Annotated in this window: 6 protein-coding genes; 3 read left to right on the forward strand and 3 right to left on the reverse strand. The window is 72.0% G+C overall.

The window, feature by feature from the left end; all coding sequences use genetic code 11:
- Nucleotides 1–81: 81 nt before the first annotated feature.
- Both Q7L73_RS25785 and Q7L73_RS25790 read left to right on the forward strand, forming a co-directional pair.
- Nucleotides 82–549 carry a cytochrome c gene (locus Q7L73_RS25785; RefSeq protein ID WP_304693696.1) on the forward strand — a complete coding sequence of 156 codons (468 nt, stop codon included), beginning with the start codon at nucleotides 82–84 and terminating at the stop codon, nucleotides 547–549.
- A gap of 40 nt (nucleotides 550–589) precedes the next feature.
- Nucleotides 590–1,159 carry a cupin domain-containing protein gene (locus Q7L73_RS25790; protein ID WP_304693697.1) on the forward strand — a complete coding sequence of 190 codons (570 nt, stop codon included), beginning with the start codon at nucleotides 590–592 and terminating at the stop codon, nucleotides 1,157–1,159.
- Here Q7L73_RS25790 and Q7L73_RS25795 read toward each other — a convergent pair.
- The 3 genes from Q7L73_RS25795 to Q7L73_RS25805 all read right to left on the reverse strand — a co-directional run bounded on the left by Q7L73_RS25795 (nucleotide 1,150) and on the right by Q7L73_RS25805 (nucleotide 5,588).
- Nucleotides 1,150–2,109, reverse strand: a complete 960-nt coding sequence (locus Q7L73_RS25795; RefSeq protein WP_304693699.1) for a type IV toxin-antitoxin system AbiEi family antitoxin domain-containing protein — start codon at nucleotides 2,107–2,109, stop codon at nucleotides 1,150–1,152. The genes Q7L73_RS25790 and Q7L73_RS25795 overlap by 10 nt on opposite strands.
- A 69-nt stretch (nucleotides 2,110–2,178) precedes the next feature.
- Entirely contained in the window at nucleotides 2,179–4,371 is a 2,193-nt protein-coding gene (locus tag Q7L73_RS25800) for a 3-hydroxyacyl-CoA dehydrogenase NAD-binding domain-containing protein (RefSeq protein WP_304693701.1), read from the reverse strand.
- Nucleotides 4,371–5,588 (reverse strand): acetyl-CoA C-acetyltransferase, encoded by a 1,218-nt coding sequence (locus tag Q7L73_RS25805; RefSeq protein WP_304693703.1) that lies wholly within the window; start codon nucleotides 5,586–5,588, stop codon nucleotides 4,371–4,373. The genes Q7L73_RS25800 and Q7L73_RS25805 overlap by 1 nt, the downstream gene beginning before the upstream one ends.
- Before the next feature lie 150 nt (nucleotides 5,589–5,738).
- Between Q7L73_RS25805 and Q7L73_RS25810 the strand changes: the two genes are divergently transcribed.
- Nucleotides 5,739–6,695: M48 family metalloprotease (locus tag Q7L73_RS25810; RefSeq protein WP_304715710.1), on the forward strand; the 957-nt coding region annotated here is incomplete at its 3' end.

The following is a 6,695-nucleotide window of genomic DNA, read 5'->3' on the forward strand; positions in this document are numbered from 1 at the left end:
GACTATCGCATATTTTGCGCACCTCGTGTACGTTCTCGCCAGCGCCGCAGAGCGCGCCCCGTCAGACAGGAGAGTCCCGCCATGCCGCTGCGCCCCGCCCACCTGCCCGCCCTCCTCTGCGCCTGCCTCGGGCTCGCGTTCGGCCTCGCCGCCTGCGGCGACGACGGCGACACGAAGCAGGCGTCGGTGCAGCTGACCGAGCGGCCCGGCCAGCCCGAGGGCGGCTCGACCGCGGTCAGACCCGCCGGCTCCGGCGGCTCCGAGGCGCCGGCCGCGGGCGGCGACGACGCGGCCAGCGGCGGCGGCTCCGGGGCCGATGCGGAGGGCAAGGCGATCTTCACGCAGTCGTGCGCCGGCTGCCACACGCTCGCCGACGCCGGCGCGACCGGCTCCGTCGGGCCCAACCTCGACGACGCCAGACCGTCCGCCGAGGTCGTCGCCGCGAAGGTCAGAGGAGGCGGCGGCGGAATGCCCTCATTCGACGGCACGCTCGCGCCCGAGCAGATCGAGGCGGTCGCCAGCTACGTCGCCGCCGCGGCCGGGTCGTAAAATCCGTCGCCGGCGCGCTCGCACGAGCACGCCGGCGACGATGACCAGCGATCTCTCCGACCAACCACTCGGCGCCCGCCTGCGGGAGCTGCGCCAGCGCCGAGGCCTCTCGATCAAGGAGGCGGCGCGCCAGGCCGGCCTCTCAGCCTCCTTCCTGTCACTGGTCGAGCGCGAGCAGAGCGATCTCGCGATGAACCGGCTGATGCGGCTGCTGCAGATCTACCGCGCCTCGCTGATCGAGCTGGTCAAGCCGGAGGCGCCGATCTCCGAGGTCGTCCGCTTCGGCGAGGAGGCGCGCGTCCACTCGCACGGCGAGCACATCGACGCCTACCTGCTGGTCGCCGACACCGAGCGGCCGCTGATCCCGATGGTCTGGGTCTACGAGCCGGGCGCCGCGATGGACGAGCCGGCCTCGCTGCTGACCGACCACTTCAGCCACGTGATCGCCGGCGACGTCGTCATCTCGCTCGACGGCACCGACCACCGCCTCGGCCCCGGCGACACGATCTACGTCCGCGCCGGCCGCCCCTTCCAGATCCGCAACGCCGGCGACGACGTCGCCCGCATCCTCGGCTGCGGGATCCAGACGAGCACCGGCCTCTACGGCTGAGCCGCGAGCGCCGCGCGCACCTGCGCGGCGACGAGCGCCGCCCGCTCGACGACGTCGCGGTGGGTGAAGCGCAGCAGCCGCACCCCGCGCAGCGTCAGCAGGTTGCCCTTCTCGCGGTCGCGCTGGAAGGCGCGGCGCGTGCCGTGGTCCCGCCAGCTGTCCAGCTCGACCGCGACGCCGGCCTCGGGCCACCAGGCGTCGACCTCGCGCTCGTCGATCCAGACGTTGAGGCGTGCGCGCGGCAGCGCGTGGTCGCGGATCAGCCGCGCGAAGACGATCTCCATGTCGGAGCGGGTCAGCTGCAGCTCGCCCGCGCGCAGGTCGTCGAGCGCGGCGCGCATCGCGGCGTGGCCGGTCTTGGTGCGCCCGCGCGTCCGCTCCATCACCGCCTCGATCGAGGGCACGTCGAGCAGCCGCTGGCGGTCGGCCTCGTGGAGCGCCTTGCCGAGGTGGTCGCGCGGCAGCATCGCCGCGAGGTCGACCAGCGTCCGCTCGACCGTCGTCAGCGGCAGCCCGTCGACCCGCGTGACCTCGTCGGGCGGGAGGGCGGCGCGGTGGAGGCGGATGCCGTTCGGCGCGACTCGCTTGCCTTCGATCGTGACGTCGGTGGCGCGGTCGTTGCCGGGCCGGATCCCGTGCACCCCGGCCGCGTCGCGATGGCTGAGCACGGCCCCCGGCCCGGCCGCGAACAGCGCCGCGATGCGGACGCCTCTGGGGTTGAGGCGGCGGTGGCCGACGGCGTAGACGCCGCGGTTGAGCTTCACCAGCGTTCCCCGTTCGAGGCGGACCCTGAGCATCGAGGGAGTCAGCCCCGCGGCCTCCAGTTGCCGTCGGGACACCACACCGCACTGTCTTTCAGCCAGCTCGGCGAGGACGGCATCGGGAGCTGCGTGAAGTTGCTGTCGTTTATCGACAGTAACTTCACGGGGCTCGGAGCTCGGGCCGGTCATGGCCCTAGCTTCACAGTCCCGCCACGCGCGGCGCTACCGCCGAACTGTGACGGGACTGTGGAGGAACGGCTACGCCGGCGTCGCGACTCCGTCGAGGTAGAGGTCGCCCTTCTCGGACGCCTCCACCAGCGAGGCGGGCGGGTCGAAGCGGTCGCCGTACTTGGCGGACAGCTCGCGAGCGCGGGCGACGAAGCCGGCGACGCCGCCCTCGTATCCGTTGACGTACTGCAGCACGCCGCCGCTCCAGGCGGGGAAGCCGATGCCGAAGATCGAGCCGATGTTGGCGTCGGCGACCGACTCGATGACGCCCTCGTCGCGGCACTTGATCGTCTCGATCGCCTCGATGAACATCATCCGCTCCTCGAGGTCTCTCAGCACGATCGCCGAGGGATCGGAGACCGGCGGGAACGCCTCGGCGAGGCCCTCCCAGATGCCGGTGCGCTTGCCGTCGGCGTACGAGTAGAACCCGCGGCCCTCGAGCTTGCCGGGGCGGTCGTATCTGTCGAGCATCGCGTCGATCACGGTCTCGGACGGATGCTCGTCCCAGCCGGTGCCGACGGCGTCGTTCGCGGCCTTCGCGGCGTTGCGGATCTTGCGCATCAGCTTCAGGTTCAGCTCGTCGCTGAGCTGCAGCACCGGCGCCGGGTAGCCGGCCTGCGAGGAGGCCTGCTCGATCGTCGGCGCGGGGATGCCCTCGACCAGCATCGAGATGCCCTCGTTGATGAACGTGCCGATCACGCGCGAGGTGAAGAAGCCGCGCGAGTCGTTGACGACGATCGGCGTCTTCTTGATCTGCTTGGCGACGTCGAGCGCGCGGTAGAGCGTCTCGTCCGAGGTCGCCTCGCCCTTGATGATCTCCAGCAGCGGCATCTTGTCGACGGGCGAGAAGAAGTGCAGGCCGATGAAGTCGGCCGGGCGCGAGACGCCCTCGGCCAGCTGCGTGATCGGCAGCGTCGAGGTGTTCGAGCCCAGCAGCGCGCCGGGCGCCAGGTGCGGCTCGATCTCGGCGAACACTCTCGCCTTGACGGCCGGATCCTCGAACACGGCCTCGATCACGAGGTCGGCGCCGGCCGCCGCGGCGGGGTCGGTCGTCGGCGTGATCAGGGCCAGCAGCGCGTCGGCCTTCTCCTGCGTCGAGCGACCGCGCGAGACGGCCTTGTCGAGCAGTCTCTTGGAGTAGTCCTTGCCGCGCTCGGCGGCCGCCTGGTCGACGTCCTTGAGCACGACCTCGATGCCGGCCTTCGCGCAGACGTACGCGATCGCGGCGCCCATCATGCCGGCGCCGAGCACGACGGCCTTTCTCGACATGAACGGCTCGATCTCGGCCGGACGGCCGCGGTCGCCGTTGACCTGCTGGAGGTCGAAGAAGAACGCCTGGATCATGTTCTTCGAGACCTGGCCGGTCGCCAGCTTGACGAAGTAGCGGCCCTCGATCTCGATCGCCGAGTCGAAGTCGACCTGCGCGCCCTCGATCGCGGCCGCCATGATCGCGGCCGGAGCCGGGTAGTTGGCGCCCTTCAGCTGCTTCTTGAGGTTGGCCGGGAAGGCCGGCAGGTTCATCGCCAGCGCCGGCGTCGACGGCGTGCCGCCGGGGATCTTGTACTTCTTGTCGGCATCCCACGGCTGCTGCGCCTCGGGGTTCTCGGCGATCCACTTCTTCGCCGCCGGGATCAGGTCGTCTCTGGTCGCGACCAGCTCGTCGACGATCCCCAGCTCCAGCGCCTTGCCCGGCCGCACTCTCTTGCCCTGCAGCAGGAACTGCATCAGCGCGTTGACGATGCCGAGCATCCGCACCGTGCGGACGACGCCGCCGCCACCCGGCAGCAGGCCGAGCGAGACCTCGGGGAAGCCGAGCTGGATCTTGCTGTCGTCGACGACGATGCGGCGGTGGGTCGCGAGCGCGATCTCCAGGCCGCCGCCGAGCGCGGTGCCGTTGACCGCCGCGACGACCGGCTTGCCGAGCGTCTCCAGACGGCGCAGCTGGCCCTTGATCTCGCGCAGACCGGCGGCGAACTCCTCCGCCCGCTCCGGCGTGACCGCTCTCAGGTCGTTGAGGTCGCCGCCGGCGAAGAAGGTCTTCTTCGCCGAGGTGAGGATCACGCCCGTGACCGCCTCCTTCTCGGCCTCGAGTCTCGCGACCGCGGCGGCCATCGAACGGGCGTAGGCCTCGTTCATCGTGTTGGCGCCCTGGTTCGGGTCGTCGAGCGTGAGGATGACGACGCCGTCGGCGTCCTGCTCCCAGCGGATCGTGTTGTCGCTCATCAGATCGCCTCCACGACCGTCGCGATGCCCATGCCGCCGCCGACGCAGAGCGTCGCCAGCCCGTATCTGCCGCCCGTCCGGTGCAGCTCGTCGATCAGCGTGCCGAGGATCATGCCGCCGGTCGCGCCGAGCGGGTGGCCCATCGCGATCGCGCCGCCGTTGACGTTGACCTTCTCCATGTCGAGGTCGAGGTCCTTGACGAAGCGCAGGACGACGGCCGCGAACGCCTCGTTGATCTCGACGAGATCGAGGTCGTCCTTGCTGATGCCGGCCTTCGCCAGCGCCTTGCGCGAGGCCGGCGCCGGGCCGGTCAGCATGATCGTCGGATCGGCGCCGGAGACGGCCGTCGCGAGGATGCGGGCGCGCGGCTTGAGGCCCAGCTCCTCGCCCAGCTGCGCGTTGCCGATCGCCAGCAGCGAGGCGCCGTCGACGATGCCGGAGCTGTTGCCCGGCGTGTGGACGTGGTCGATTCTCTCGATCCAGTGGTACTTCTGCAGCGCCACCGCGTCGAAGCCGCCCATCTCGCCCATCGCGGCGAACGACGGCTTCAGGTTGCCGAGCGTCGCGGTCGTCGTGCCGGCGCGGATGAACTCGTCGTTGTCGAGCACGACGTGGTCGTTGATGTCGAGCACCGGGACGACCGAGTCCTTGAACTTGCCGGCGGCCTGGGCGGCCGCGGCGCGCTCCTGCGAGCGGACGGCGTACGAGTCGACGTCGTCGCGCGTGAAGCCCTCGACGGTCGCGATCAGGTCGGCCGAGATGCCCTGCGGGACGAAGTCGGTGTCGAGGTTCGTCTCCGGGTCGAGCGCCCAGGCGCCGCCGTCGGTGCCCATCGGCACGCGCGACATCGACTCGACGCCGCCGGCGAGGACGAGGTCCTCCCAGCCGGAGGCGACCTTCTGCGCCGCGATGTTGACGGCCTCGAGGCCGGAGGCGCAGAAGCGGTTGAGCTGGACGCCGGCGACGGTGTCCGGCAGACCGGCCTTCAGCGCGGCGGTCTTGGCGATGTCCATCCCCTGGTCGCCGACCGGCGTGACGCAGCCGAGCACGACGTCGTCGATCCGCTTTGGATCGAGCGCCACGTTGCGCGAGAGGATCTCGTGCATCAGGCCGACCACGAGGTCGACCGGCTTCGTCGTGTGCAGCGAGCCGTTGCTCTTGCCCTTTCCGCGCGGTGTGCGGATGGCGTCGAAGACCAGCGCTTCGGTGCTTGACATGTCTCCCTACCTCGGTTGTGCTCGTCTGAGGTGCGGCCTGATTGGCCAGTCAACCAAGAATGGTAGGTGGTCGGGCCGGGCGGATGTCGAACTCGCCCATTCACGCCTCGGAAACCTGTGTCTCCCGCACCTCCGCTACCGTCCGCGACGGTGCCGGACCGCAGGTCAGCATGGAGAATCGAAGCGCTGCTGGCGCTGCTCGGCACGATCGCGACCGTCGCCGCCGCCCTCGCCGCCGCCGTCGCGCTGCTGCCGGGCGACGACGCCGCCGACGCGATCGACCACGCCCACGAGCCGCTGCTCGTCCACATCCTGCTCGAATGGCCGCTGGTCGCGATCTCGGCGCTGCTGGCGCTGGCGGTCGCGCTGCGCGGCGGCGCGGCGCTGCTGCGCCACCTGCGCGCGCGGCGGCGGATCGCTCCGGCGCTGGCGGCGGCGGTGCCGAGCCAGCTCGACGGCGTGACCGTGCGCGTGATCGACGACCCCCGCCCGCTCGCCTTCTGCGCCGGCCTCTGGCGCCCGCGGATCCACGTCAGCAGCGGGGCGGTGGCGGCGCTCGGGGGTGGCGCGCTCGTCGCAGATGGCGGCGCGGCTGGCGCAATTGGCGGCGCGGCTGGCGCAATCGGTGGCTCGGCTGGCGCAATTGGCGGCTCGGCTGGCGCAATCGGTGGCTCGGCTGGCGCAATCGGTGGCTCGGCTGGCGCAATCGGTGGCTCGGCTGGCGCAGGTCGTGGCGCGGATCCGCAGTTGCGGGCGCTGATCGCGCACGAGGCGGCGCATGCGCGGCGGCGGGACGGGCTGCGGCAGCTGGCCGGCGAGCTGGCGGCGCAGAGCCTCTTCTTCCTGCCGGCGCTGAGACCGCTCGGCGCCCGCCGCGCGACGGAGGCGGAGCTGAACGCCGACGCGGCGGCCGTCGAGGCCTGCGGCGGCGACGCGCGGCCGCTGGCGCGCGCGCTGCTCGCCTTCGAGGCCGCCGGCGACGGCCCGCTCGCCGTCGACCCCGCGCGGATCGACGCGCTCACGGGACCCGCCTTCGTCGGCGACGCGGGCGCGGGCGGCGCGGGCGCGGGTGTGGGCGGCGCGGGCGCGGGCGCGGGCGGCGCGGGC

It is taken from the genome of Conexibacter sp. CPCC 205762, from assembly GCF_030646155.1.
Taxonomy (GTDB): Bacteria; Actinomycetota; Thermoleophilia; order Solirubrobacterales; family Solirubrobacteraceae; genus Conexibacter.

Coding starts and splice junctions, on each gene's coding strand:
- Q7L73_RS25785 (WP_304693696.1), top strand. CDS start 82: ATGCCGCTGCGCCCCGCCCACCTGCCCGCCCTCCTCTGCGCCTGCCTC.
- Q7L73_RS25790 (WP_304693697.1), top strand. CDS start 590: ATGACCAGCGATCTCTCCGACCAACCACTCGGCGCCCGCCTGCGGGAG.
- Q7L73_RS25795 (WP_304693699.1), bottom strand. CDS start 2,109: ATGACCGGCCCGAGCTCCGAGCCCCGTGAAGTTACTGTCGATAAACGA.
- Q7L73_RS25800 (WP_304693701.1), bottom strand. CDS start 4,371: ATGAGCGACAACACGATCCGCTGGGAGCAGGACGCCGACGGCGTCGTC.
- Q7L73_RS25805 (WP_304693703.1), bottom strand. CDS start 5,588: ATGTCAAGCACCGAAGCGCTGGTCTTCGACGCCATCCGCACACCGCGC.